We start from the raw sequence: 26,226 nt of genomic DNA, 5'->3' as shown, positions 1-26,226 counted from the left end.
TAAAGATTGAAATTTATGAAATCAAGCTTAGCAATCGCTGCCCTAATTTTATCATCATTTCTTTTCGGACAAGAAATTAAATGGTTATCATTAGACGAAGCAACAAAGGAAATAAAAGCACATCCAGAAAAACCTGTATTGATTAATTTTTATACAACTTGGTGTGGATTCTGTAAGCGTTTGGACAAAGAAACTTTTACAGATAATAAAGTCGCAGATTATGTAAACAAAAATTACATTGCGGTAAAATTTGATGCAGAAACAAAGGATATGGTAAAATTTATGGGAATTCAGTACACATATATTGCGCCTGCTAAAGCGAATTATATGGCATATGCCTTTACAAACGGACAATTGAGTTATCCTGCAACTGTTTTGATGAACGGAAAAGGAGATATCAACAAAGTCGTTTTGGGTTATCGTAGTTCAACAGATTTCATAAACGATATTAAAATTTAATCGAGAAATAACCTTGTTGAGAGGTTTTCCATAAAACAGAATCAGAAGTTTTTTCGAGTTCTGTAACAATAGAAGGGTAGTTGCTGGCATCAGCAATTACCCTTTTTAAATTTTCATTATTTTCGAAAGGATAAAGATTTGATTGATGAATTAACACATAAAAAGGAATATCAGAATGTTCTTCATTTAATAAGAGCTTAAATGACTTCGTTTCAATAGAATTTGGATGTTTGATAAAATGTTGATGTTTAAAGTCTGAATCATAAGAGTAGAAACTAACATCTTTTATTCTTTCGTGGATTTTATATGGTTTAATCGTAAAATTATATGTTTTTTCATCTAAAGGATTTTCACTTAAAATGCTTAAACTTCGTTGATTTCTTATGCCGATAATACTATTCTTGTATTGATTAAAAACGATTAATTCATTCGAATGATTGAGTTGATTAATTTGGTGAAATCGTTCCACTTGAATTAGAAATAAAGAAATTAAACAAACAAATAATGCTAGTTTAGATTTTTTTAGGAACAATGGTTTTGATGCATATAAAATAACGCCAATCAAAATTGCGGTAAATAAACTGATGTAAACATCTTTTGCAATAAACTTGAAGTTCGCTAACCAATAAATATATTGATTTGAGTAATAGATAAAATGATTGAAAATCCATGTATAGATTGGAATATTAAGATCGAAAATGATGAGAAGAATACTAATTATTCCGCCACAAATCATAAAAAAGGAAGCAGGAATCAAGACTAAATTTCCAAATAAAAACAATCCTGAAAATTGATTAAAATACAAGACCGAAATTGGTAAAGTTCCTAATTGAGCAGATAAACTTGTTTCAATCATAATCTTGATTTTCTTCAGGAAACTATTTTTAACTTTCCAATAATACTCAAAAATTGGATTGAGCCAAACAATGAAAAAGACCGCTGAAAAACTCAATTGAAAGCCAACATCAAACAAATAATTAGGTTGAAAAACTAGAATGATAAAAGCAGAAAGTGAAAGTGTGTGAAAAATATTTTTTGGTCGGTTGAGTAATTCGCTAATATAATAAATGGTAATCATCAACGCAGAACGAAAAACTGGCGGTTGTAATTCGACATAAAAAGCAAAGATCCAGATAAATATTAAGCTAATAATTATTCTAATTTTTCGACCTTGTTTTAGCTTTAATAATGGTTGTAAAACGAATTGTAAAATCATGTAAATCATCATCACATGTAAACCAGAAATGGATAAAATATGCACAACTCCTGTTGCTACATAACTTTGATTGAGTTCTTGCGAAAGCTCTGTTCTATCACCCAAAAGCATAGACGAAATAATCGCTCTACTTTCAAGGGAATAACCTTGTTCTGTTAGTTCTTTTCGAATCTTGACTTTCGATTTGGCAACCCAATTTCGAAATCCATTTCCTTCTTTGTGAATAGAAATAATTTCATTTGTAAAGATTTGAGAATAAATTCGTTTTCTGTTTAAGAAACGTTTATAATCAAATTGATATGGATTTAACGGTTCTTGGATTTCTCTTTTTTCTCCTAAAATTATGATTTCATCATTGGGATATAAAATTTGTTGTTGAGGTTTGATATGAAGTAAAATTTGCTCATTCGTTTCAATATCTTTTACAACGTAATTGGTATATTTTTCGGTAGAATTAGAACTATAAACGACTTTTAGTAAATGAATTCTCGAAACAGATTCGAAATCAATTTTTGAATGTCTATTATAATTTTGATGAATATAATAGCCTAAAATCATCGAAATGCCTAAAAAAGTGATTATATTTTGACGATTATTATTTTTTAACAAAGAGATAAAAAGTAGAATAATTAATGAAAAAAATATAATTCGTAAATTTGTAGCAGGAATTAATAATTCGGATAAAATTATTCCGATTGAGAAACAAATTGTTAGGGTAAAAAAGAGATACTTTTTCATCCTAATAATTTATAAATTTTTTTACAAATAGTAGGTTTTAATTATTTGTAAATGAATTGATTAAAAAAATAAAAAAATGAAGAAGATTCTTATATTAATTGTGTTATTTTTTACTCAAATGGCAATGGCTCAAATTGATGTAAAACTATCAATCACAAACCTTAAGAAAATGAAAGGAAATTTGGCTATAGAGTTTTATAGAAATGTAGAAAATTATACAAAAGGTCAAAATGCATTCAAAAAATTGTACGTTCCAGTTGCTGATATAGACAAGTATGAAACGGTTTTTAAAGATATTGAGCCAACATTTTATGCGGTAAAAGTGTATTTGGATACGAACAATAATAAACAGCTTGATAAAAGTTTTTTGGGTGTGCGTAAAGAACCGTATGGTTTTTCTAAGAATTTAGATCCTATTTTGCGTGAGCCAACTTTTGAGGAAGCCAAAGTGGATATGACTGAAGAAAATAATACAATTGTAATCAAATTAAACAATAACAAAGGCGAAGAATAATCTTCGTCTTTTTTTGTTAAAATTTAATTGAAAAACCTATATTCAATCCTAATAAAGAAGGATTTTTAGCATCTACATTTTTCAATGGATTTAGCATATATCTATAATTTGGTTCCAAATTTATACTTGATTTATTTGATAAATTATACTCTAACTTAACTCCAGCGTTAGCGCTATAACTCGAATTATTTAAGTTATTTGCTTCGCCTAATTTATAATTTGATCTTGTATTAGTATCAGCTAATGAAATAGAATTTTTCGTTACAGCAAAATAACTTCCTCCCGCTATTGCTATAATATTGAATTTATCAAAACTTGCCAATTTATATTCAACTTCTAATGGAACTTCGATGTAATGAACTTTTTGTTCCATAGTATTGGTTTCAGAAGACAACATGGTCATTGTTGTATGTGATATATTATCACCTACAACTCGAATATTCGAATGATATGTGATATTGTTAGATGATTTTGGCATGCTTGCAGAAAGTGCATAAACACCTGTATTGATTCCCGAATTTATATTGGTTGTATTTTGTTCCAACTCAACTTTTGCAATTCCCGAACGAACATTTATCTTATCATTTAATCGAACAGAAACTTTTGCGCCATAAGCAACTGTAATGTTATTTTTGATGTTGTAATCATTAAATTCATTTGCTAAAATAGATTTTGATTCTAACACTTTTGTTGGATTGATGTACGAAGAAATCGTCAGAAGTGGAGATTTCTGTTTGATTTCTACTTTCTCTTTCTTTTTTTCCTCTTCTTGAAGAACTAATTCTAATGGTTTTTCTTCTAAAATTTTAGGATTAGTTTCTTTTTCAGAAACTTCATTTTTTGGATTGATTGAAGAATTATTTTGTACAAAATTATCTTTTTGAGTTGAATTCTTTTGAGATAATTCTAGTGTTTTATCTTCTTTTTGATTTGGAATTGTATTCGAAAATAAAGTTGATTCTCCAATTATATTTTCAAAATATGAACTTGAACTTTGAATTGTTTTTTGATTTGATTTAGAAGATTTTTTTACAGAAGAAACAATCTTATTATCAAAAGACTTTTCATTTGTATGTTCAATATTATTCCAATCTTTTTTGATAGATTCTTTAGAAGTCGATTTTGTTTTTACAACTTCATTAGTCGGCATATGATTAACGTTAATTGTATCATTTTGATTAAAATAATAGATAGAAATTCCCACAACTAAACATGCCGCAGTAGAACCAATCCAATAAAATAAAGGAATGATTCGTTTTTTCTTTTCTTTCTCGTCTAATTTCTCCTGAATATTTTTCCAAGCATCCAAAGGAGGAAGTTGTGGTTGCGAGAGTTTATCTTTAATATGTTGATCAAATTTGTTCATCTTCTGTGACAGTTTTTAATTGATTGAGTTTTTGTTTTAATAAATTTCGTGCTCTTGATAAGTTTGATTTTGAAGTTCCAACCGAAATGGTCAGCATTTCTGCAATTTCTTGGTGCGAATATTCTTCAAAAACGTAGAGGTTAAAAACTTGCCTATATTGTGGTGGAAGATTATGAACGGCTTCTAACAACTGTTGATAATCAAAATCTTCTTCAACTTCGTCGTCATCTTCCTGTGTGATAATGAGATTTTCGAAATCTTCAAAAGGTAAATTATTCTTCTTTTTTAGTTTTTCTAAATTAAGATTTACCATTATCCGTTTCATCCAACCTTCAAAAGATCCTTCGAATTTGAATTGATTTATTTTATTGAAGATATGAATAAAACCCTCTTGAAAAATATCTTGCGCATCTTCATAATTTTCGGCATAACGAAGACAGATCGAGAACAAAACAGGTGAAAACTCAACATAAATTTCTTCTTGAGCTTTTCTATTTTGTTCTTGACATTGCTTGATTAAAATTTCAAGAGAGTCACTATTCAAAACTTATTGGACTTTATTTTTCTTTGATATTTAACACAATTGAGTCATAAATTGGTTCAGTTGAATTTGGTTTATTTCCCGTCCAAAATCTTAATGTGTACTCACCAGCTTCTTTAGGTGTAAACTTCAAAGTTTTTGTTTCGTACGAAGTATTTTGCGTGCAGTTTCCATTACTTTGACTTGCATAAACACCAATGTTGTGTTTAAAAGTTGTACTTCCTTGTAAAGAGCTAAATTGAATAAAATTTTGACAAGAATTTGTTTTTTCGTACGTTACTCGAATATTTGTAGTTTTTCCTACTGGCTGAATAGAGTCTTCATGAACATTAATTGCCGTTGTTGCTAAAAAACCATAATTCATATAATCTGAGTCATCATTATTTAAACAACTAAATGTTGATAAACCTAAAATACCTACCAAAGCAAACATGCTTAATCTTTTCATTAATTTCATTGTATGAGTTTTAATCGTTATAAAAATAAGATATAGATTTTAGAAAAGGTTGCGTGAAAGAATAAGAAATTAATATATAGAATAAGAAAACCCCTTGAAAATCAAGAGGATTACTTTGTTAGAATAGGTGTAAACTTTAATTAAGTCAATCCTGAAACATTTTAATAATTAGATCTGAATGACATCTATAGCTTACAAGATTAAAAAAACAATAAAAGGTTGCGTCAAACTTTTACTTTTTTTTAATTATTTTTTTAAGTCCTCAGTAATTAGTGAAGCGGTTCTTTCTGAAGCGCCAATTCCACCAAGTTTATGATACAATTCTTCGTAGCTTTTCATGATTTTTTCACGTTTAGGAGAATTTAAAATTAAATCTAATTCTCGTTTGATATTTTCGTAAGTTAAATCATATTGAATTAACTCTTTCACTACTTCTTCGTCCATAATCAAGTTTACCAACGAAATAAAACGAATGTTTTTTACAACACGTTTTCCGATTTCGTACGAAATAGCATTTCCTTTGTAACAAACAACTTCTGGAACTTTCAGTAAAGCAGTTTCTAATGTTGCTGTTCCTGATGTAACCAAGGCTGCATGAGAAACTCGTAATAAATCATAGGTTCTATTCTCAACAATTTTCAAGTTGTTGCCTGCAATTTTTTTATAATTTTCGATTGGTTGAGATGGTGCACCAGCCACAACAAATTGATAATCGGGAAAATCTTTTTCCACTGAAAGCATCAAAGGTAATTTGACTTTAATTTCTTGTGTTCGACTTCCAGGAAGTAAAGCAATAATTGGTCTTTCGTCTAAATTATGATCTTTTCTAAATTGTTGTTCATCAATTGGCGGAAGATTATTCAACGAATCTAATAATGGATTTCCGACAAAATCTACTTTGTAATTGTAACGTTGATAAAATTCTTCTTCGAACGGAAGAATCACAAACATTTTGTCGACAACTTTTTTGATTTTATGAACTCGACCAGTTTTCCAAGCCCAAATTTGTGGCGAAATATAATAGTAAATTTTAATTCCAAGACTTTTTACAAATTCAGCAATTCTGAGATTAAAACCAGGATAATCAACTAAAATAACTGCATCTGGCTGATAAGCTTCGATGTCTTTTTTAGCAACCGAAATATTTCCTAAAATCGTTCTCAAATTCATTACAACTTCAGCAAAACCCATAAACGCCAAATCTCTGTAATGTTTGACTAAAGTTCCGCCTTGCGTTTGCATCAAATCTCCTCCCCAAAATCTGAATTCAGCTTGTGGATCTTTTAATTTTAATTCTTTCATTAAGTTCGATGCGTGCAAATCGCCCGAAGCTTCACCTGCAATGATATAGTATTTCAATGGAAATCATTTTTCTTCTTACAAAGATAGGAGAAATCTATAAGTGGAGTAGATTTCAATGTTTTTTATTGCGTAAATTTACTCTTTCAAACAAAGAAAAATGTCAGACGAAATTATAAATAAAGTTGCCAATAGTAGTTTAGTAACAATTGATTTACAGGATTATTATCCTGATGGAGATCGTGTTGTTTTTGACTTGAAAGATTGGTTATATGAAGAATTGATTCTTAGAGAAAAGGATTTTAGAGAAAATCTTAAAAATCATGATTGGACACAATATCAAGATAAATATGTAGCGTTAACGTGTACTGCGGATGCGATTGTTCCGTCTTGGGCTTATTTGTTGGTTGCAACCTATTTGTCGCCAATTGCGAAACGAATTGTACATGGAAGTTTGCAAGATTTGGATACGATTTTGTACACAGAAATTGTAGATCATTTGCCTTATGAAGATTATGTTGATGGAAAAATAATAGTGAAAGGTTGCTCTCACAAACCTGTGCCAGAATCGGCTTATATTCAGTTAATTGAACGTTTACAACCAATTGTAAGCTCGTTAATGTTTGGTGAAGCGTGTAGCACTGTTCCGCTTTATAAAAAGAAGAAATAAAAAAATCCGCTCAACGAGCGGATTTTTTACACATGAATAAAATCGTAAAATACTTATTGATTAGTTCTGAAAACTAATTTATTATCTCCAGGTTTTTCTTCGAAATAATCGATTAAAACCGCATCATTATCATTTATTGTTCCTTTTAAAATTTCTTTTGAAAGTTCATTTAATACATCTTGTTGAATAACTCGTTTCAATGGTCTTGCTCCGAATTGAGGATCGTAGCCTTTTCTTGCTAAATAATCGACAGCTTCTGGCGTAATATCTAATGTAATATCGCGTTGTGCTAATTTCTTCGCAACTCCGCTTAAATAGATATTCACGATTCCAGAAATTTGATTTTCACTCAATGGACGGAACAAAATAATTTCATCAATACGATTCAAAAATTCTGGTCTAAAGTTTTGTTTCAATTCCTCAAAAACGACATCTTTTGTTTCATCATAAACTTGTGCCACATTATTTTCGTCAATGTTTGAGAATTTATCCAAAATCGTATGAGAACCAAAATTCGATGTCATAATGATAATCGTATTTTTAAAGTTAACCACACGACCTTTGTTGTCTGTCAAACGTCCGTCATCCAAAACTTGTAACAAAATATTGAAAACATCTGGATGTGCCTTCTCAATTTCGTCCAACAAAATAACTGAATAAGGACGGCGACGAACCGCTTCTGTTAACTGACCACCTTCGTCGTAACCAACGTAACCCGGAGGTGCCCCAACCAAGCGAGAAACTGCATGACGCTCCTGATATTCGGACATGTCGATACGAGTCATTGCATTTTCATCATCGAATAAGAACTCGGCTAAGGCTTTTGCCAACTCAGTTTTCCCAACACCAGTTGAACCTAAGAATAAGAACGAACCGATTGGTTTTCCTTCGTCACTAAGACCTGCACGAGAACGACGAATGGCATCAGAAACTGCTATAATTGCTTCTTCTTGACCTAAAACACGTTTGTGTAATTCGTTTTCTAAATTCAATAATTTTTCGCGATCAGATTGCATCATTTTCTGAGCCGGAACTCCTGTCCATTTCGATACAACTTCTGCAATATCATCCGCATCAACAAACTCTTTTACCAGTTTATTTTGTTTATTTTCTTCTAGATTATGTTCAGCTTCTTCTAAATTATTTTTTGCATTAACTAAATCTTCAAACTCTAATTTGGAAGCTTTTGCATAGTCGTAATCTCGTTTTGCACGCTCAATTTCGAATTTGATATTTTCGATAGATTTTCTTAAATCTTGAACTTCATCGGCACGATTTCTTTCCGCTTCCCATTTCGAATTCAATTGATTTCTTTCATCTTGAAGATTAGATAATTCTTCTTTTAAAAGATTCAATTTTTTCTCGTCATTTTCGCGTTTTATCGCTTCAATTTCGATTTCTAATTGAATAATTCTACGATCTAATTTATCTAAATCTTCTGGTTTAGAATTCATTTCCATTCTCAACTTAGAAGCTGCTTCGTCCATCAAATCGATGGCTTTATCTGGTAAAAAACGATCTGTAATATAACGTGTTGATAATTTTACAGCCGCAATAATTGCTTCGTCTTTAATTCCAATTTTATGGTGTTGCTCGTATTTATCTTTGATTCCACGCAAAATAGAAATAGCCGATTCTTCATCTGGTTCTTCTACCATTACTTTCTGGAAACGACGTTCTAAAGCTTTATCTTTTTCAAAATATTTTTGATATTCATTCAAAGTTGTAGCACCAATCGAACGTAATTCGCCACGAGCCAAAGCAGGTTTCAAGATATTTGCAGCATCCATTGCACCTTCTCCGCCGCCGCCAGCACCAACAAGCGTGTGAATCTCATCGATGAACAAAATTATTTCTCCATTCGAAGCGGTTACTTCTTTCACAACGGCTTTCAAACGCTCTTCGAACTCACCTTTGTATTTTGCACCAGCAACCAAAGCTCCCATATCCAATGAAAAAATTTGTTTATTCAAAAGATTTTCAGGAACATCTCCATTGATGATACGATGTGCTAAACCTTCTGCTATAGCGGTTTTACCAACACCTGGTTCACCAATAAGGATTGGGTTATTTTTTGTACGACGTGATAGAATTTGTAAAACACGACGAATTTCTTCATCACGTCCAATTACAGGATCTAATTTTCCTTCTTTTGCTAAATCTGTTAAGTTTTTAGCGTATTTGTTTAATGAATTATATGTTCCTTCCGCGTTTTCAGAAGTTACTCTTTCTCCGTTTCTCAATTCTGTTACTAATTTTTTTGTGTTGTCGAATGTTACACCTCTATTTTTTAATAATTGACTTACAGGCGATACATTCTTGATTATACCTAATAATAAATGCTCTAAGGTGATAAAATCATCGTTCATCTCTTTTGCAATTTCTTGTGCAGATTGCAAAATTTGGTTAGATGAATTGGAAAGATGATTTCCTTGTTGACCTTCTATTTTTGGATATTTATTGATTTCTAAATCCAACTCAGGTTTCAACATATCCATTTTTACACCTTGTTTTTCTAAGATTAATGATAACACGTTTTCATCAACATCTATCATTCCACCTAAAATATGAGCTGGTTCTATTGCTTGATTTTTTTGTGCAACTGCAATTTGCTGCGCTGCTTGAATCGCTTCACGACCCTTTATTGTAAATTGATTAAAATCCATTGGTTTTTAGTTTTTTATATTGGTTTTGTTTGGTGTATTTCATCAAAAAAAATTCCAAAGTAGAAATAAAACCTAAAAACTGACTTTTTGACTTTGTTGAATAAAAAAAGGAGACATTTTGTCAATATCTCCTTTCGTTTAAAAATTTTTATAGTATTTAAAATAAACCTTCTACTGATAAATAGCGTTCGCCAGTATCGTAGTTGACAGTTAATATTTTCGTGTTTTTGTCTACTTCATTCAAAGTTTTAGCAACTGCAGCCAATGAAGCACCTGTAGAAATTCCGACAAATATACCTTCTACTTTAGCCACTTTTTTTGCAAATTCAAATGCTTCTTCTTTTGTAATCTGAGTAGAAGAATCAACGATTGAAGTATCTAAATTAGTAGGAATAAATCCTGCTCCAATTCCTTGAATCGCGTGTGGACCAGGATTTCCTCCTGAAATGACAGGAGAATCTGTTGGTTCTACAGCGATAACTTTTGTTGAAGAGTTAACTTCTTTTAATGCTTTTCCAATTCCAGAAAGATGTCCGCCTGTTCCAACTCCTGTAATTAAATAATCAACTCCTTGTGGAAAATCTTCAAGGATTTCTTTTGCTGTTGTATTGTAATGGACTGTCGGATTCGAATTATTCTCAAATTGTTGCGGAACCCAAGCGCCTTCTATTGTTTCGGCTAATTCTTGTGCTTTTGCAATAGCGCCTTTCATTCCTAATTCTTTTGGAGTTAAAACAAATTCAGCACCATAAGCTTCCATAATTTTACGACGTTCAATTGACATCGATTCTGGCATTGTGATAATCATTTTGTAACCTTTTACAGCCGCAACAAATGATAAGCCAATTCCTGTATTACCCGAAGTAGGTTCTATAATTGTTCCTCCAGGTTTTAAAATTCCAGCTTTTTCAGCATCTTCAATCATTGCCAAAGCAATACGATCTTTTATTGATCCACCCGGATTTTGTTTTTCTACTTTAATATAAACGTTATGGTTAGGAAATAATTTATTCAGTTTAATAATTGGTGTATTTCCTATGGTTTCTAATACATTATTGTAAATCATTGTTGTAAGGTTTTAGATGATATAATTGATATGTTGTTCTTTTTTTTGTTTTTTTATTTGTGGTTGATTCTCTTGATAGACAACAGAATCTTCTTCTATACTTTCTGTAATCCAAACATTTCCGCCGACTACAGAATTTTTTCCAATAATTGTTGTTCCTCCCAAAATAGTTGCTCCAGCATAAATTGTGACATTATTTTCTATTGTTGGATGACGTTTTTTATTAGCCAAATTCTTCGAAACATAAAACGCTCCTAATGTTACGCCTTGGTAAATTTTCACATTATCACCAATCAATGTTGTTTCTCCAATGACAATTCCTGTACCATGATCGATATAAAAGTTTTTTCCAATTGAAGCACCAGGATGAATATCAATTCCAGTTTTAGAATGTGCATATTCGGAAAAAAAACGAGGAAGAATAGGCGTATTTAAATTGTAGAGAATATGTGCTAAACGATGAATTGCAATTGCAAAAAAACCAGGATAGGCTAAAATGATTTCAATTTCCGATTTAGATGCAGGATCATTTGCATAAAAAACAAAAATTAGTTCCTCTAATTCTTGTCTAAGTTGTGCAAATTGTTCAAAAAAATATAAACTAATTTGATTCGATTTCTCCTCAGGAACAATTTTTAACAAAATAGAATTGAATTGATTGAGTAAATCTTCTTTCTTGTACAAAGGATTTGGTTGTTGAAAAATCTCATCATAAATAATGGATTCTATCAAAGGTTCTACTTCTTGTTTTCTAAATGGTAAACTGTATTTCGTAAGCTGATTCATTCTTCAATCTATAAACTCTATAAAAATAGTAGACAAATGTATTCATTTTTTTATTCTTGAAGAAGAAATTGTCATAAAAATGACAAAAACCATAAAAATGCCTTCGTTTTTATTATTGCTATGTAAGCATAATAATACACTATTTTGACTTTTATGAATAAAATTTATAATTATTTATTTAAAAATATTTATTGAATTAAATGATTGATAATTAATGTTATAAATGAATTTTTATGTTTAAAAGAGATTATTTTTATAAAAAATAAAGCGTAGTGTTTTATTTACACTAAAAAATAGTTATTTTAGTGAAATAAATTTTAAAGGATAAAAATATGAAAAAATCAATTTTATTCGGATTATTCTTTATGTTGACATCTTTAATGTATGCGCAATCACCAATAGGAACTTGGAAAACAATTGATGATGAGACAAAACAGGCGAAGTCTTACGTAGAGATTTTCGAGAAAGATGGAAAACTTTATGGTAAAGTCACTAAGATTTTAACGAAAGGAAAAGAAGATGCAAAATGTACAGATTGTTCAGGAGCATTAAAAAATAAACCAATTTTAGGAATGCAAATTCTTTCTGGTCTTAAAAAAGATGGAAAAGAATGGAATGGTGGAAAAATCATTGATCCTAATAGTGGAAAGGAATACAAAGCAAAAATGTCTCTTAACGGAAATGATAAATTAGACGTAAGAGGTTTTATCGGGATTTCTCTTGTAGGAAGAACGCAAACTTGGCAACGAGTTAAATAAAAATCAAAACAAAAACGAAAAGGTTACTCTGAGTAATCAAACCCACAAAATTTTACTCTATAATGACTATTTCTAAAAGAATAGTCATTATTTTTTTTACGTAAATTTGTAACTTCAAAACTAAGGTTTTGATTTTCTAAAATACATCAATGAGTTTAATTAAAAGAGCGTTCTCATACGCAAAACCATATAGAACTTCGTTTGTTACAGCGATTATATTCAATTTACTCTATGCACTTTTCAATGTAATTGCATTGGCTTTTATGATGCCAATTTTGAGTGTTTTGTTTGGTGAAAAAACAACTGGAGTTATCGCAAAACCTATTTATTCTGGTGATTTGGGTAATCTGAAACAATTTTTTTCAGATTATTCAGCTTATTATATGAATGAGCTTTCTCAAACTCAAGGACCAGTTTATGTGTTAGCGATTTCGTGTGTGATATTTATTATTGCATTTTTATTTCGAAATATTTTCAGTTTTCTTTCAGAAACTTGTTTGGTAGATTTACGTTCGGGTGTGACACGTGATTTACGTGTTGATATTCATAACAAAATTATTGATTTGCCAGTTGCTTATTTTACTGAAAAACGAAAAGGAGATATGTTAAATCGTATTTCTAGTGATGTAAATGAGGTTGAATCTAATATTTTAAATTCAGTCGTAGAAATCATACGTTCACCAATTATGATTATCTTTTTCGTTGTAGTATTATTTACAGTTAGCTATCAATTAACAATTTTCGCTATTTTGGTTTTTCCGATTATGGGAACAATTATTTCGTTGATTGGAAAAAGTCTGAAAAAAGCTGCTGCTCATGCGCAAGACGAATTATCTAACATTATTACTTATGTAGACGAAACACTTTCTTCGCTTAAGATTATCAAAATTTTTAACGCAGAAGATCAAGTAAAAGGTCGTTTTGATGAATCGATTAATCGTTATCGAAAATATCTTCAAAAAGTAATGAAAAAACGTGCTTTGGCTTCACCAACAAGTGAATTTTTAGGTGCTGTTACAATTGGATTAATTGTTTTTTTTGGTGGTAAATTATCGTTAGAAGGAAATGGTTTAACAGGATCACAATTTATTTTTTATATCGCAACATTTTATACATTATTAGATCCGATTAAACGCTTTTCGAAAGCATTATCAGATGTACAAAAAGGAGAGGTTTCTGCAAAGAGAATTTTTGAGGTTTTGGATGCTGATGTTTCGATAAAAGATGTTCCAGATGCAAAAGGAATTGAAGCTTTTGAAGATAAAATTGAGTTTAGAAATGTGACATTTGCTTATGGTAAACATAATGTAATTGAGAATTTTAATTTAACAATTAACAAAGGAGAAACCGTTGCTTTTGTTGGGCAATCTGGTTCTGGAAAATCGACTTTGGCGAATTTAATTACTCGTTTTTGGGATGTGAAATCAGGTCAAATTTTGATTGATGGAATTGATATTAAACATATAAAATTAAATGATTATCGCTTGTTATTTGGTTTGGTTACGCAAGATTCTATTTTGTTTAATGATACAATTTTTAATAATATTTCATTAGGTGATAAATGTCCAAATTTGGAAAAAGTAGAATATGCTGCGCAAATTGCAAATGCGGAAGAGTTTATTGTAAAAATGCCAGAAAAGTATCAAGAGTCAGTAGGAGAGGGAGGTAGCAAGCTTTCTGGTGGACAAAAACAACGTTTAAGTATTGCGCGTGCGGTTTATAAAAATCCACCGATTATGGTTTTGGATGAAGCGACTTCTGCTTTGGATACGAAATCTGAAAAATTGGTACAAGTTGCCTTGAATAATATGATGCAAAATCGTACTTCTTTGGTTATTGCGCACCGTTTATCAACAATTCAGAATGCGGATAAAATTGTAGTAATGGAAGCAGGTAAAATTATTGAACAAGGAAATCATCATTCACTTATTGAGAAAAAAGGCGTTTATGCCAATTTGGTAAATATGCAGAATTTTGAATAAATGAAGTATATACAAACTAAAAAAATCCGCTTATTAAGCGGATTTTTTTGTTATATTTTAAATCGATTTAATTTCAAAACCTAATTGTTTCCAGTCTTCCCAAAATGTTGGGTAAGATTTTTCTACGACCATTTCATTCTCAATTCGAATTGGGTAAATTTGTGCTAAAGGCGCCATACACATTGCCATTCTGTGGTCGTTATATGTTGCTAAAGTTGGCGTTTTTTCAAAATTATTATAACCTTCTATCGTTAATGAATCGTTTGTAATTGTTATAATTGCTCCAAATTTTTCCAACTCATTTTTAAGTGCGACTAAACGGTCTGTTTCCTTGATTTTTAGTGTTTCTAAACCAGTTAAATGACATTTTGTTTTCAATCCCACACAAGTTGCAGAAATCGTCTGTGCAATATCTGGAGTATTGATTAAATTTAATTCGATGATAGATTTTGGTATGAAATTATCTTCATTTTTTAATGTTAAAACTCCATTTTCAAAAGTTGAAATTACACCAAAATTTTCTGCATAAATATGTTTTAAAGCTGAATCTCCTTGTAAAGAATCTTCGAAATAAGTTGAGATTTTAATTTCAGAATTCTGCGATAAAGCAATCAAACTATAATAATATGAAGCTGAACTCCAATCAGATTCTACTTGTAATGTTTGAGCTTTGATGTTTTCAGTAAAAGGAATTTTGATTGTATTTCCTTCGAAAATTGCATTAATTCCAACTTTATTCAATAATTGAATTGTCATTTGAATATAAGGAACAGAAATAATTTTTCCATCCAACTTTATCGTTAATCCATTTTCTAATTTCGTTCCGATCAAACATAAAGCCGAGATATATTGAGAACTAATGTTAGAAGGGATTGTAATAGAATCTTTCGTTATTTTTTTTCCAACAATCGATAAAGGCGGATAACCTTCGTTTTCTTGATACGAAATTTCTGCACCCAACTCATTCAAGGAGTCAACTAAAACTTTTATTGGACGTTGTTTCATTCTTTCAGAACCTGTCAACGTTATTTTTCGTCCATCTTGAATAGAAAAATAAGCCGTTAAAAATCGCATGGCAGTTCCCGCGTGGTGAATATCAACTAAATCAGTTTTGTTCGCTAACGCTTTTTGCATTAATTGAGAATCTTCTGAATTTGAAACATTTTCTAATGTCAAAACATTCTCAAATAATTGACTTAATAACAACAAACGATTGCTTTCGCTTTTAGAACCTGTGATGGCTAATTGATTGTTTATAGGAGATTTTAGAGCAGAAATTTCAATCATATTTATTTTAATTTATCATTATTTTGATGACGATCGTGGTCACGTTTTGTTTTATAATCTAATTTTTTGTAAAAAGCTGATTCTAAATCAACACCTGTTTGATTTGCCAAACAAAGCGCTACAAAAATAACATCTGCCAATTCTTCGCCAAGATCTTTGTTTTTATCAGATTCTTTCTCCGATTGTTCACCGTAACGACGTGCAATAATACGTGCAACTTCTCCTACCTCTTCAGTTAATTGTGCCATATTTGTTAATTCGTTAAAATAACGAACACCATGTTCTTTTATCCAATTATCAACGTCTGTTTGTGCTTGTTTAAGGCTCATCTTATTTTAAATTTTAAAAGTTAAAGGTACAAAAATAAAAAGCCAACTCGTATTTGGAGTTGGCTTTATTCGATGTTTAGAATATTTTTTATTATTTTACCAAAATCACTTGCTGACTTTCTGCATTAATGATATTTGTTAAAAATTCTTTCAATGGTTTATAGTATTGTGCAGGTAAAATACTGTATGGAATAACTTTTTGGGCTTGAGCGATAATAAAACCATCTTTTTCAATTACTTTATATGCATATCCACCAGCTTGATCAGGCATTGTAAATTGCTTTTCAGTTGGTAAAGATTCGACTTTGTAACCTTCTGGAATTTTAATTTTAACTGTATTTGTATTCGTAGTTGGTGCACCAAACTCAATATTGTAATTACGTTGATCTAGATTTAAATTATGTTTTGTATTCGCAACAAATAAAAATGGATTGAATAATATTTTATTTCCAGCCACATCTACTTTTACATCATCAAATTTGAATTGATGACGAATTACATTTTGTTTATTATCTTGTGTTTTAAATTCTGAAATTTCAAAATTGTAATCTTCTACAAATTCTTTTTCAAACGCTTTTGGATCATCTGCGATTTCACTTTTATCAAACATATAAAAATAATTATCACGAACATTAGAAAATAAACCTTTCAAATTTCCATCAGCTTTTAAATCTGCCGTAATTGATATTTTATCATTGGTCATAACCGAATTACGAAGAGGAACTTCTTTTATTCCTTTTTCATTTACCATAAATCCACGATCGTTGATTGCTCGAATTGGTAATAAATTAATTTGAGCATTTTTATCAGTTGCATCCATTAAATAAAATTCATTATCTATTGTTGCTCCAACAATTACATAATTCAATTTGCTACGTGAAGGAAACGAATAATTGATTAAACCATTTTGCAACGTACTCAAAACAATTGGATTTGCGTCTAATCCAGCTTTACGCAACATAGCTGTTAACATAAGATTGATATCCGCTGAATTTCCAGATTTTTCGTTAAATGCTTTTCGAATTCCTTTATCTGTATATTGACCTAAATAATCATTCCAAGCCATGTTGTTTTTTACATAATTGTAAATTGCTTGAGCTTTTTCAATATTTGTAGATTTTCCAACAATTGTAGCGTTTACTGTTTCATCTAAAAAGTTATTTCCATTTAATTGTCGACCAAATTCTTCGTGATCCATCAAATCTTTTCCAATACGTTCCCAAGTTGTAGAAAAATTTTCTGAGGTTCTTCCGGGAACCACAAAAGAAGCTAACTCAAACTGAATACTTGCTAACATATTTCTCGGATTAAGCACATAAGCTTCGCGAGAATAAGAAGGTAAATTAACTAATGAATAAGTTTGTGTATCAATCTTTAATTTATGATTACTTGATGTCGCGCCTTGATTTCCCATATCTCCACCAAAAGATGTAACACCTCTGTTTCCAAAAGAAGTAGTTGAAAAAGTATCTTCTTTGGAATTTTTTGTTAATTTAGGAGCAAATTCACCTCTTAAATCTTGTTGATAATTAAAATATTCTTGATTTTGCATCGTGAAATTACTCGTAACTACAGGAATCGATTGTTGAAAATACCACGTATCAGTATTTCCATAGAAAGGGGAAATAATTTCGTATGTATATTCTAAGATTGATCCATTTTTTACATTTGGAAATTGGAAATGTAAACGTTTGTTTATCCATAAAACGATGGACTTTATCTAAGAAAATATCTTTTTTCTCAACTTTTTGTTCAATAATTTTTCCATTTTCAAGGTTATAGGTAACCGCTTTTAAAGTAATCAATTTATCTTGATCTGATCCTGAGCTTTTGTAATGAGGAATTTCTATTTTTAAAACATCATCAGGTGTTTTATCCTTATCAAAAACAATTACTCTATAAAAAACTTTCTTTGTTTGCTCAACACCGCCTTGATTGGTATTAAAACTAACTTTATAATTTCCGTCAGCATATAAAACTTCTGCAGGAGCGTCAGCTTGAATTGTACTTTTTGTTTTCTCGAAATCTTGTTTAGATAGTTTTCCAAATTTTACATCTTGAGCAAAACTCGAAACGGTTGCAACTGTCGCAACAATCGTAAATATTGTTTTCATATTAGTGTTATAATTTTTCTAAAAGTAGTTTTGTGTTATCGTAACCCGAAATTTGTCTTCTAAATTCTACATATTCGTTGTATTTTTCTTTTGAGAAAGTTCCTGAAAATTGTTTGTAAATACGTTTTATTTCGAATGCATTATTTTCTTTTGGATTGATTTCTAATTGATATTCACCAAAAGCTGATTTCACAATTATAGCATCAAATTTTTGTGGTAATTTATAACCAGAAGGAAGTGTCAATGTATACGAAACTTCGTCAACATATCCTGTCTCGATGTTGAAATCAAACTTTCTATCTTTCATTTTTTTGACAGAAGTCTCTTCTTTATTCACTGGAATAATATTCAGAATGATGTTATTTCCTTGAATTTTAGCATAATTTGGTGCTGAAAACTCGAAATTTGAAGTGAAAACAGCATTTTTCCAATCATTATTAAATTCTTTCTTTTTGAATGATATTCCTTGTAAGTAAGAAAATCGATTTTTTAAACGAACATCAAGTTCTTTCTCGCTTAATTGATTAAATCTTGCAAAATTCTCATAAATCAAACCTTTGGAAGTTTCAGAAAAATCAAAATTTAATGTCCCATCTGCTAAAAGTGTTGCATTTCCATTCACGAATAATTGATTATCTTCTGTTTTGAATTGTTGTGAAGGAATAATTTTTCCGCCTTTTTCATCAACAATTAATACTTTTCTATTTCCTGCAAAATCACCTAAATAATTATAAGGAGCTGTTTGACTTGTTGCTTCTAACCAAATATCTTTTCCATTTAGAGGTATATAAACAATCATGTGATTTCCTTGTTGATACATCATTTGCTCATCAATATCAATTGGATTTCCAGCAAATAATATGGTGTGATACGATTTGATATTCACTGCATCTAACATTCCAATCATATAATTAGATAAGGCTTTGCAATCGCCATAACTTTTGCTCTCAACATAAGAATTCGGAAAAGGCGAAAGTCCTCCAATTCCCAGTTGTACACCAATATATCGAACTTTATTTTGCAAATGTTTGTACAAAATCTGAACTTTTTCTTCATCCGACTTTGCTTCTTTTACCATATTTTGAAAAACAGATTTTTGAGCTGGAGTAAAATCTAATTTTGTACGAATTAAATTATCAAAAGTCCATTTTCCGTAATCATTCCAATTGTCAAAATTTCCTTTAACACCATCGATATTGATTTGATTTGAAGCTAAAATAGCGCGAGGAAATATTTTTTGACTTCCAACCATTTGATCTTCTTCATTAAATGCCAAAACATTGTTTAATGAATAGCTCAAATTATTGTTATTTCCTGTTTTTGCAATGTCAAAACCTTTAAAATTATCTTCTTTCAATCGAATGGTTGAAGATGTTTTATTGACAAATTGATAAGACGATTTTTCGATTGATAAATTTGCTGCTCGTATAGGTGACCAACGCGGAATCCAAAGTGTATTTTTGTTCGTTGTAACAATTTTATAATTTATCGTGTAAGGATAATTTGTTGGAGTATAATTTAAATATTTGATGCGATCATCCGTGTACATTTGTCCACCTGTTACATAACTTTGGTCACCAAAATCTTTGGTCTTGAATTTTTTAATTTCTTTTCCATTTGCATCATACAAAGTTGCCTCGAATAAGTCAATTTTCGTATTTGCATCATAATTCGCTTGCGCACCAACATAATTATCGCCTGCTTTAGTCAAAACTGTTACGACAACGTCTTCCGTATATTTTAGTTCATCAACTTTGAGAAGTTCTATTTTTTCTTCGTTTTTGCGCACAACAGCATAAGCATCTTTTATCAAATCGTCTGGAATCTGATCAACTGCATAGTTTTGCGCAAAAGAAAATGAACTAATCAAAAAAGTTAAAAAAAGTAGAGTTTGTTTCATTCAATATCTATTAATCAAGTTATTCTTTATTTTTTGAATCGATAAAAATGGTTACAGGACCATCATTCAACAATTCGACTTTCATATCTGCACCAAAAATTCCTCTTTGTACAGGTTTGAAATTTGATTCTAAAACGTTCAAAAATGTTTCATATTGTACGTTTGCTATGTCCGGTTTTGACGCTTTGATATATGACGGACGATTTCCTTTTTTCGTAGACGCATGCAACGTAAATTGAGACACAACCAAAATATCTCCATTTGTTTGCTGTACATCCAAATTCATCACATCATTTTCATCATTGAAAATTCGGAGTTTAATTATTTTTTTCGAAATCCATTCAAAATCTTCCTTCGTATCATCAGGTTCAAAACCAACCAAGGCCAAAATTCCGCTTTCAATTTTTCCTGTTATTTCTCCATCTACCATTACAGAAGCATGTTGCACACGCTGTAAAATCACTCGCATAATTCTAGTTTTATTGATTTAAAATCGATTTGAATTTAAGAAATTATTAACAAATAAAAAAACGTTACAACTCATCTTTTAAATGTGTTATAACGTTTGTTGTAATTTAAGTTTAGAAAGCAATCGCTATAGGTTTAAGTTAGTTGGTTAAAATAGATTTCCTCATCTGCAATTATCGCATAATATAACTCATAGAGCTTTGACATTTTTTTTGCATTGATGATTTCTTGTTCTATATTTTTTATTCTGTTTTCTTTATTTTCAGAATTATCAAATTCAGCAATCCACAATTTATTTGGATTTAATGGTTTCCAATTTAAATCTTCTAAATGCAATAAAAATCTTTCTTTTTGTTCCTTTGTACATTCCTCAAAATCTAAAGCGATTTTTACGGATAAATTGCTCATTCAATTAATTTTAACAAAAATAAAATGAGAAATTGAATTATTTTTACGTGAAACCGTAATTTGAGAAAATAAAAAAGCCATTTCATAAGAAACGGCTTTTTTATTATTTTTCGGTATAAATATCTTCTTCTAAAAAAGTGAGATAATTTTCGTAGCGAGAAACTGCGATTTCACCAATTTCTACTGCATAACGTACAGCACATTTTGGCTCGTTAACGTGAATACAATTATCAAATTTACAATTGTGTTTCAGTTCTAAAATTTCAGGAAAATAACCTTGTAATTCGGTTTTGTCGATATGAACCAAACCAAATTCCTTAATTCCAGGCGTATCGATAATGAAACCTCCAAAAGGCCATTCGTACATCTGTGCAAAAGTTGTGGTATGTTGTCCTTTGCTATTAAAATCAGAAACTTCGTGCGTTTTTAGGTTCAAATCAGGGTTTAAAGTATTCAACAACGTTGATTTTCCAACGCCAGAATGTCCCGAAACCAAACTCACTTTATCTTTCATTCGATTTTTTACAAGATCTAAATTTAGACCAGTTTCAGCAGAAATATCAAGACTTTCGTAACCGATAGAATTGTAAATTGATTTATAAATTTCTAACTCAGCCATTTCATCTTCCGTGTATGAATCCATTTTGTTGAATAAAATTACAACAGGAATATGATAAGCTTCGGCAGTAATCAAAAAACGGTCAATAAAACCAAACGAAGTTTTGGGATTAGAAAGCGTTACAACCAAAAAAGCAACATCAATGTTAGAGGCAATAATATGCGTTTTTTTGGATAGATTAACAGATTTTCGTATGATGTAATTTTTGCGATCATGAATTTTTGTAATGACTGCAATATCATCTTTGTCAATCTCAAACTCAACCTCATCTCCAACAGCAATTGGATTGGTATGTTTGATATTGGCTATTCTAAATTTTCCCCTAATTCTTGCCTGATAGGTTGCACCATCTTCGGTTAAAAGATGATACCAACTACCAGTAGATTTTATGACAATTCCTTTCAATATTGTTTAAATTTTTTCTTCTTTTTTTACCATAATTTGGTTTTGTTGCGCAACAGATTCTTGGTGAATTGCTTGCAATAATTTGTCAACAAAATCTTCAGATAAACCTAAAGAAACTCCTGCTTTTACAGAATTATCTTTGATTTGTTTCCAACGATCTGGCTGAAAAACTGCCACATTATGTTCTTTTTTCAATTCTCCGATAGAGTTTGCAACTTTCATACGTTGAGCAATTGCATCTAAAATAGAGTTATCTAATTCATCAATTTGATGACGTAAATTCTGAATTCCAGTTTTGTAAATTGCATCTGGATCATCAGAAACACGAATTTCTAAATCTTTTAAGATTTCTAATAAACGAGCTGGTGTTACTTGTTGAGCTGCATCAGACCAAGCTTCATCAGGATTATTGTGTGTTTCGATCATCAATCCATTGTATTCAAAGTTGAAAGCTTGCTGTGCAACATCAAATAATCCTGTTCTGTTTCCGCAAATGTGTGATGGGTCACAAATAATTGGCACGTTTGGTAATTTGTTTTTGAAATCTAATGCAATTTGCCATTGTGGATTGTTACGGTATTTTGTCTTTTTGTACGTTGAAAAACCACGGTGAATAGCACCTAAGTTTTTGATTCCTTGACCTTCTAAACGCTCCAAAGCACCAATCCATAAATCTAAATCTGGATTTACAGGATTTTTAACCAAAACTGTTTTGTCTGTATCACGTAAAGCTTCAGCAATTTCTTGTACTGTAAAAGGGTTTACCGTAGAACGAGCACCAATCCATAAAACGTCAACATCATATTCTAACGCTAATTTTGCGTGATTTGCATTGGCGATTTCAGTTGCGATTTTCATTCCGAATTCGTCTTTTACTTTTTTCAACCAGTTTAATCCGATTGCACCAACTCCTTCGAAACAATTTGGTTTAGTACGAGGCTTCCAAATTCCCGCACGGAAAACTTGCACATAATCTTTGTCCAAATCTTCAGCGATTGTCATCATTTGTTTTTCACTTTCTGCACTACAAGGTCCAGCGATGATCATTGGTTTATCGTATTCTTTTATCCAGTTATTGTTTTCCATAACATTTACAAATTTAAGATTTAATATTTATTTTATTTGAGAGTAATTATTTATTTAATATTCGACGTATGTCGTTTGTGTTTTTTAAATATTGATGAATATCTTCGGCGTCTTTTTCTTCGATCATTTTTCTGATTTTAGAAATTTGAGTTTGATAAGCATCAATAGCATTGAGTAAATTTTCTCGATTCTGAATCAAAATTGGTGTCCACATATCTGGTGAACTTTTTGCTAAACGAACCGTAGATTCGAAACCAGATCCAGCCATGTCAAAAATTGCATCTTCATTCTTTTCTTCTTCCAAAACTGTTTGTCCTAAAGCGAAAGATGTAATGTGCGAAAGATGAGAAACGTACGCAATGTGCGCATCATGCGCTTCCGAAGTCATTGTTTTAACATTCATCCAGAGCGATTGATAAATTTTTCTTACTTTTTTTACTGCTTCTTTTTCGCTTTCTTCAATATCACACAAAATCGCAACTTTGTTTAAAAACAACTCAGGAAAAGCAGCTTTTGGTCCAGAATTTTCCGTTCCTGCGATTGGGTGTGTGGCAACAAATTGTTTTCTTTTGGGATGACTTAAAACTTTTTTACAAATTCCAGCTTTTGTTGATCCCATGTCCATTACAATCGTTTTATCATTAATTTGATCTAAAATCTCTGGTAAAACTTTTTGAATTGAATTAATTGGAACCGCAATCACTACTAAATCTGATTGAGAAAGTGCTTCATTCAAAGGAGCGATTTCATCCACAATTCCTAATTCTAAAGCTTGAATTTGATGTTCAATATTTTGATCAACACCGATTATTTTTTCGGCAACACCAACTTTTTTTAATGCTAAAGCAAAAGAACCTCCGATTAATCCTAAACCGATTACTGAAATTATTTTCATGCTTCTAATCTTCTCTTTACTTCAATCAACTTCTCGACAGGTGCGCAAAGTGAAAATCTTATAAATCCTTCACCATTGCTTCCGAAAATACTTCCTGGTGTAATAAATACTTTTTTATTGTATAAAATTTCATCAATAAATTTTTTATCATCTTTTCCTTCTGGAAGCTTCGCCCAAATAAACATTCCTGCTGCATTGGGATTATATTTTACATTTAAAATATCAGCGATTTCCCAAATGATTCTTCGTCTTTCTGCGTAAATTTTTGTTAATTCATCGTACCAAGAATCATCAACTAAAAGAGCTTTTGTCGCGGCTTTTTGTATCGCAAAATTCATTCCCGAATCCATATTTGACTTTACTTTTAGAATAGAATTAATAAAACTTTCTTTTCCAATCACCATTCCTACTCGCCAACCTGCAATGTTAAAGGTTTTGCTTAATGAATTCAGTTCGATACAAACATCTTTTGCACCTTCAATTCCTAAGATGCTTGTCGGTTCATCGTTCAAAATAAAACTATACGGATTATCATTTACGATTAAGATATTGTGACGAGTTGCAAACTCTACTAATTTTCTAAGAACGTCTTTTGGGGCTTTGGCTCCGGTTGGCATATGTGGATAATTGAGCCACATAATTTTTGGTTTTTGCTCGGCTAATTTTTCTAACTGATCAAAATCTGGAAGCCAATCATTTTCATTTTTCAAATCGTAGAATAAAGGTTCTGCTTGCACTAATTCTGTAACCGATGAATAGGTTGGATAACCTGGATTTGGAATCAAAACTTTATCACCTTCATTCAAAAAAGCCATCGAAATGTGCATAATTCCTTCTTTAGAACCCATTAATGGTAAAATTTCTGTTGAAGGATTGGCGTCTACATCAAACATATTTTTATAAAAACTTGCCATTGCTTCGCGCATCTCTGGAATTCCACGATAACTTTGATAACCATTGATTCCGCTTTGTGAGCTTTTGATTAATTCCTCGATCACATCTGGATGAGGTTGTAAATCTGGACTTCCAATTCCTAATGAAATGATTGGAATGTCGGTTTTCATGTTCGCTATTTCTTGTAATTTTTTCGAGAAATAATATTCTTGAACACTTTGTAATCGTTGGGCTTCTGCTATCATTTTTTTCCCAGATTATATTCGCCTAATATTTCTAAATCAGTTAATTTTCGTGCAATTTTTCCAAGCAATTCATAGTATTGTTCTTTTTGCTCGAACGTAATATCAATGTGGAAAGAGTATTCCCAAGGTTTTTCAATAATCGGAACAGATTGTATTTTGTCCATATTTATTCCACATTCTGCAATTTGATTTAACACATCAACCAAAGCACCAGACTGGTGTGGAACAGAAAAACGCATCGAAACTTTGTTGAAATTTTCGTAATCGTTATGCTCGCGTTGCAATACAAAAAATCGAGTAAAATTATCTTGAAACGTCTGAATACTCGAAGCTAAAATGTCTAATCCATAAACTTCTGCCGCTTTTCTCGACGCAATTGCTGCAACATCATTCAAATCTTGTTCTACAATATCTTTGGCTGTTAATGCGGTGTCGATATCATTTACAACTCGCCATGTTGGATGTTTTTCAAGGAACTTATCACATTGTAACAATGCCATTTGGTGCGAACGAACTTCTTTTACATCGTCTAAAGTTTGTCCTTTTTTGACCATCAATTGATGTTGGATTGATAAATAAATTTCTCCAACAACTTTCAAATTGTATTTCGTTAGTAACGCATAGTTTGGTAAAATTGCTCCAGCAATTGTGTTTTCAATTGCCATGATTGCTTTGTCAACTTTTCCCTTTGCAAGTGACTTTGCTAAAGTTTTGAATGTGTCGCATTCTACAATTTCGATGTCATTTCCTAAATAATTATTAGCTGCTTCGTGATGATATGAACCAATGTAACCTTGTATTGCAACTCTTTCTTTCATTTTTTTCCACAAAAAAAAGTCCCACAAATTGCGGGACTTTATATTATCTTATTATGAATGTTAACAATCAATTTTGACAACGCAGTCCCTGCTCTCCTGGATAATATCCAAAAAAGTAAAAAAAGAATGCGTTAAAATAATTGAATGTTGCCATTTCGTTTTTCTAATTGTTCTACAAATCTAAAAAATAATTTTTCAGTTATCCAAATCTTTTTTGCTAATTTTATCGAAAATTTTTCA

25 protein-coding genes are annotated in these 26,226 nt (G+C 30.8%); 5 read left to right on the top strand and 20 right to left on the bottom strand.

Annotation, left to right across the window (positions count from 1 at the left end; all coding sequences use genetic code 11):
- Positions 1–15: 15 nt before the first annotated feature.
- Positions 16–459: a thioredoxin family protein gene (locus tag B3I31_RS07845; RefSeq protein ID WP_125348917.1), complete on the top strand. Its 444-nt coding sequence runs from the start codon at positions 16–18 to the stop codon at positions 457–459.
- Here B3I31_RS07845 and B3I31_RS07840 read toward each other — a convergent pair.
- Positions 449–2,413 carry a ComEC/Rec2 family competence protein gene (locus B3I31_RS07840; RefSeq protein ID WP_286494961.1) on the bottom strand — a complete coding sequence of 655 codons (1,965 nt, stop codon included), beginning with the start codon at positions 2,411–2,413 and terminating at the stop codon, positions 449–451. The genes B3I31_RS07845 and B3I31_RS07840 overlap by 11 nt on opposite strands.
- A gap of 76 nt (positions 2,414–2,489) precedes the next feature.
- Here B3I31_RS07840 and B3I31_RS07835 point away from each other — a divergent pair, with 76 nt between their 5' ends.
- Positions 2,490–2,927 carry a DUF2141 domain-containing protein gene (locus tag B3I31_RS07835; protein WP_260391932.1) on the top strand — a complete coding sequence of 146 codons (438 nt, stop codon included), beginning with the start codon at positions 2,490–2,492 and terminating at the stop codon, positions 2,925–2,927.
- Positions 2,928–2,943: 16 nt separating this feature from the next.
- Here B3I31_RS07835 and B3I31_RS07830 read toward each other — a convergent pair whose 3' ends face one another.
- The 4 genes from B3I31_RS07830 to lpxB all read right to left on the bottom strand — a co-directional run bounded on the left by B3I31_RS07830 (position 2,944) and on the right by lpxB (position 6,650).
- Positions 2,944–4,293: an outer membrane beta-barrel protein gene (locus B3I31_RS07830; protein ID WP_038333276.1), complete on the bottom strand. Its 1,350-nt coding sequence runs from the start codon at positions 4,291–4,293 to the stop codon at positions 2,944–2,946.
- On the bottom strand, positions 4,280–4,837 hold the full coding sequence (locus B3I31_RS07825) for an RNA polymerase sigma factor (protein ID WP_038333274.1): 558 nt from the start codon (positions 4,835–4,837) through the stop codon (positions 4,280–4,282). The genes B3I31_RS07830 and B3I31_RS07825 overlap by 14 nt, the downstream gene beginning before the upstream one ends.
- Before the next feature lie 13 nt (positions 4,838–4,850).
- On the bottom strand, positions 4,851–5,291 hold the full coding sequence (locus B3I31_RS07820) for a hypothetical protein (protein ID WP_180905443.1): 441 nt from the start codon (positions 5,289–5,291) through the stop codon (positions 4,851–4,853).
- Positions 5,292–5,537: 246 nt separating this feature from the next.
- Positions 5,538–6,650 (bottom strand): lipid-A-disaccharide synthase, encoded by a 1,113-nt coding sequence (lpxB, locus tag B3I31_RS07815; protein WP_286494960.1) that lies wholly within the window; start codon positions 6,648–6,650, stop codon positions 5,538–5,540.
- Positions 6,651–6,750: 100 nt separating this feature from the next.
- On the opposite strand from lpxB, the gene B3I31_RS07810 reads away from it, so the two are divergent.
- A complete protein-coding gene (locus B3I31_RS07810; RefSeq protein ID WP_221855726.1) occupies positions 6,751–7,260 on the top strand; it encodes a DUF2480 family protein in 510 nt (169 codons plus the stop codon).
- A 53-nt stretch (positions 7,261–7,313) separates the two neighbouring features.
- On the opposite strand, the gene clpB is transcribed toward B3I31_RS07810, so the two are convergent.
- From clpB to epsC, 3 genes are all read right to left on the bottom strand, one after another.
- Positions 7,314–9,926, bottom strand: coding sequence for an ATP-dependent chaperone ClpB (gene clpB / locus B3I31_RS07805; protein ID WP_180905441.1), 2,613 nt, complete (start codon positions 9,924–9,926; stop codon positions 7,314–7,316).
- Between the two features lie 157 nt (positions 9,927–10,083).
- Positions 10,084–10,992: a cysteine synthase A gene (gene cysK / locus B3I31_RS07800; protein WP_038333247.1), complete on the bottom strand. Its 909-nt coding sequence runs from the start codon at positions 10,990–10,992 to the stop codon at positions 10,084–10,086.
- A gap of 12 nt (positions 10,993–11,004) precedes the next feature.
- Positions 11,005–11,778, bottom strand: a complete 774-nt coding sequence (epsC, locus tag B3I31_RS07795) for a serine O-acetyltransferase EpsC (RefSeq protein WP_125348924.1) — start codon at positions 11,776–11,778, stop codon at positions 11,005–11,007.
- A gap of 332 nt (positions 11,779–12,110) precedes the next feature.
- Between epsC and B3I31_RS07790 the strand changes: the two genes are divergently transcribed.
- Together B3I31_RS07790 and B3I31_RS07785 are read left to right on the top strand one after the other, a co-directional pair.
- Complete coding sequence (locus B3I31_RS07790) at positions 12,111–12,536, top strand: DUF2147 domain-containing protein (protein WP_038333244.1); 426 nt, start codon at positions 12,111–12,113, stop codon at positions 12,534–12,536.
- A 149-nt stretch (positions 12,537–12,685) separates the two neighbouring features.
- Positions 12,686–14,518 (top strand): ABC transporter ATP-binding protein, encoded by a 1,833-nt coding sequence (locus B3I31_RS07785; protein WP_286494956.1) that lies wholly within the window; start codon positions 12,686–12,688, stop codon positions 14,516–14,518.
- Between the two features lie 57 nt (positions 14,519–14,575).
- Here B3I31_RS07785 and B3I31_RS07780 read toward each other — a convergent pair whose 3' ends face one another.
- The 12 genes from B3I31_RS07780 to B3I31_RS07725 form a co-directional block, all read right to left on the bottom strand.
- Positions 14,576–15,805: a 3-phosphoshikimate 1-carboxyvinyltransferase gene (locus tag B3I31_RS07780; RefSeq protein ID WP_286494955.1), complete on the bottom strand. Its 1,230-nt coding sequence runs from the start codon at positions 15,803–15,805 to the stop codon at positions 14,576–14,578.
- Positions 15,806–15,807: 2 nt separating this feature from the next.
- The gene (locus B3I31_RS07775) at positions 15,808–16,134 is read right to left on the bottom strand and encodes a nucleotide pyrophosphohydrolase (protein ID WP_038333238.1); all 327 of its coding nucleotides are present in this window, start codon (positions 16,132–16,134) and stop codon (positions 15,808–15,810) included.
- A 91-nt stretch (positions 16,135–16,225) separates the two neighbouring features.
- The gene (locus B3I31_RS07770; RefSeq protein WP_291087860.1) at positions 16,226–17,686 is read right to left on the bottom strand and encodes a transglutaminase-like domain-containing protein; all 1,461 of its coding nucleotides are present in this window, start codon (positions 17,684–17,686) and stop codon (positions 16,226–16,228) included.
- Between the two features lie 49 nt (positions 17,687–17,735).
- Complete coding sequence (locus B3I31_RS07765; RefSeq protein ID WP_291087857.1) at positions 17,736–18,248, bottom strand: hypothetical protein; 513 nt, start codon at positions 18,246–18,248, stop codon at positions 17,736–17,738.
- Between the two features lie 7 nt (positions 18,249–18,255).
- Positions 18,256–20,148, bottom strand: coding sequence for a DUF3857 domain-containing protein (locus tag B3I31_RS07760; RefSeq protein ID WP_291059784.1), 1,893 nt, complete (start codon positions 20,146–20,148; stop codon positions 18,256–18,258).
- Between the two features lie 19 nt (positions 20,149–20,167).
- Positions 20,168–20,617, bottom strand: coding sequence for a D-aminoacyl-tRNA deacylase (gene dtd, locus B3I31_RS07755; protein WP_115002146.1), 450 nt, complete (start codon positions 20,615–20,617; stop codon positions 20,168–20,170).
- A 134-nt stretch (positions 20,618–20,751) separates the two neighbouring features.
- Positions 20,752–21,024 (bottom strand): hypothetical protein, encoded by a 273-nt coding sequence (locus B3I31_RS07750; RefSeq protein WP_221854400.1) that lies wholly within the window; start codon positions 21,022–21,024, stop codon positions 20,752–20,754.
- 103 nt (positions 21,025–21,127) lie between these two features.
- A complete protein-coding gene (rsgA, locus tag B3I31_RS07745) occupies positions 21,128–22,048 on the bottom strand; it encodes a ribosome small subunit-dependent GTPase A (protein ID WP_291048011.1) in 921 nt (306 codons plus the stop codon).
- A gap of 6 nt (positions 22,049–22,054) precedes the next feature.
- Complete coding sequence (locus B3I31_RS07740; protein WP_115002148.1) at positions 22,055–23,134, bottom strand: bifunctional 3-deoxy-7-phosphoheptulonate synthase/chorismate mutase type II; 1,080 nt, start codon at positions 23,132–23,134, stop codon at positions 22,055–22,057.
- Positions 23,135–23,180: 46 nt separating this feature from the next.
- Complete coding sequence (locus tag B3I31_RS07735; RefSeq protein WP_286494950.1) at positions 23,181–24,029, bottom strand: prephenate dehydrogenase; 849 nt, start codon at positions 24,027–24,029, stop codon at positions 23,181–23,183.
- A complete protein-coding gene (locus tag B3I31_RS07730; protein ID WP_291059783.1) occupies positions 24,026–25,168 on the bottom strand; it encodes a pyridoxal phosphate-dependent aminotransferase in 1,143 nt (380 codons plus the stop codon). The genes B3I31_RS07735 and B3I31_RS07730 overlap by 4 nt, the downstream gene beginning before the upstream one ends.
- Complete coding sequence (locus B3I31_RS07725) at positions 25,165–25,986, bottom strand: prephenate dehydratase (RefSeq protein WP_291059782.1); 822 nt, start codon at positions 25,984–25,986, stop codon at positions 25,165–25,167. Before B3I31_RS07725 ends, B3I31_RS07730 begins: the two co-directional genes overlap by 4 nt.
- Between the last annotated feature and the right edge of the window lie 240 nt (positions 25,987–26,226).

The organism is Empedobacter sp. UBA3475 (assembly GCF_002378465.1).
In the GTDB taxonomy this organism is placed as follows: Bacteria; Bacteroidota; Bacteroidia; order Flavobacteriales; family Weeksellaceae; genus Empedobacter; species Empedobacter falsenii_B.
This window is presented reverse-complemented; position numbering and strand designations above follow the sequence as displayed.